The organism is Vibrio sp. M250220 (assembly GCF_036533795.1).
Classification (GTDB): Bacteria; Pseudomonadota; Gammaproteobacteria; order Enterobacterales; family Vibrionaceae; genus Vibrio.
This window is the reverse complement of sequence record NZ_JATABI010000146.1, coordinates 1-1,043: the sequence shown is the minus strand read 5'-3', so window position 1 is coordinate 1,043 and position 1,043 is coordinate 1. Positions and strand designations below refer to the sequence as shown.

Below are 1,043 nucleotides of genomic sequence, written 5' to 3'. Positions count from 1 at the left end.
TTTTTGGCTAAATTCACACTGCTATTGAAAATGTCAGACAGTTCGAGACCTTCGGTTGGGTCGGTATTAGCCCATGTCATCGGGATTTGGGGAACGAGATCGTGATTATTAACATGCCGATAATGGACAATATCGCGATAACGCTCGACAAAACTTCGCGTTCCTGTGCGAGGCATGCCGTAGGTATACAGACGTAATCTTTTACTGTTAATCTTATCATGGATGATGCAACTTAGAATTAGTGCACCCGCCCCACCTAAGCTATGTCCGCAAACATATATATGTTTATGTTCCAAGTCACTTACGTTTAACATGATTTTTGACCACAATGCCATCGCATACTGATAAAATCCGCGATGCAAATAGGTTCCCCCAAACTCAGGAGGAGCAATTTGTGCGAGATCAAAATTAGTCTTTACCATGTCCTGTACGAAGGGGGATTGAATTGTGTCGCCTAATTTATCTACCAACAGAACTTCTATCCCAGAAGCGGCTTTGACAATTTTGAGAAAATGAGTGTCTTCTACTCTATTTCTGTTCTCAAAATATGGCTCTGTGCCTCGTATGCCGATTATCGCGATATCATCATTAAACAAAATGTACCCTTCAGCGCCTACATCTTCATCAGCATAATAATTGTAGTTAAGTGCTTGGCTATATGGGATTTCTTGCACAATCCATTTTGTTGCTAGATTGCTACAATTTTTTGGGACTTTCCTAGTCTTAAATTGCGTTGTTACGGTATCAATCGAACCGTTTGTATCCAGTGATTTCCCATCATCTATGTTGAATTTATCTGTGGCATACGCCAGTTTCGACAACAAAGCAAAAGTGTAACTATTCACCAAGTTGAACCCATCGGTATCAACAATCATTGGCATATAGCTGCGTAGGGCTTTTATCTCGAGCACATGGGTGGTGTTGTGTGAGGCACGAACCCCTTTAATATCTTTACGTGCATTGGCTTTGAGTGCGCTATGGTGCTCGGTCAAGAACGAATCTTGAGGTGGGGTTGACCACAAATCACCCACGCTCACTAAGGC

Annotated in this window: 1 protein-coding gene; it reads right to left on the bottom strand. The window is 42.1% G+C overall.

Annotated features, from left to right (window positions below; all coding sequences use genetic code 11):
- The coding region (locus QTN94_RS20015) for a lipase family protein (RefSeq protein ID WP_443088818.1) at positions 1-1,043 on the bottom strand (1,043 nt) is incomplete at both ends.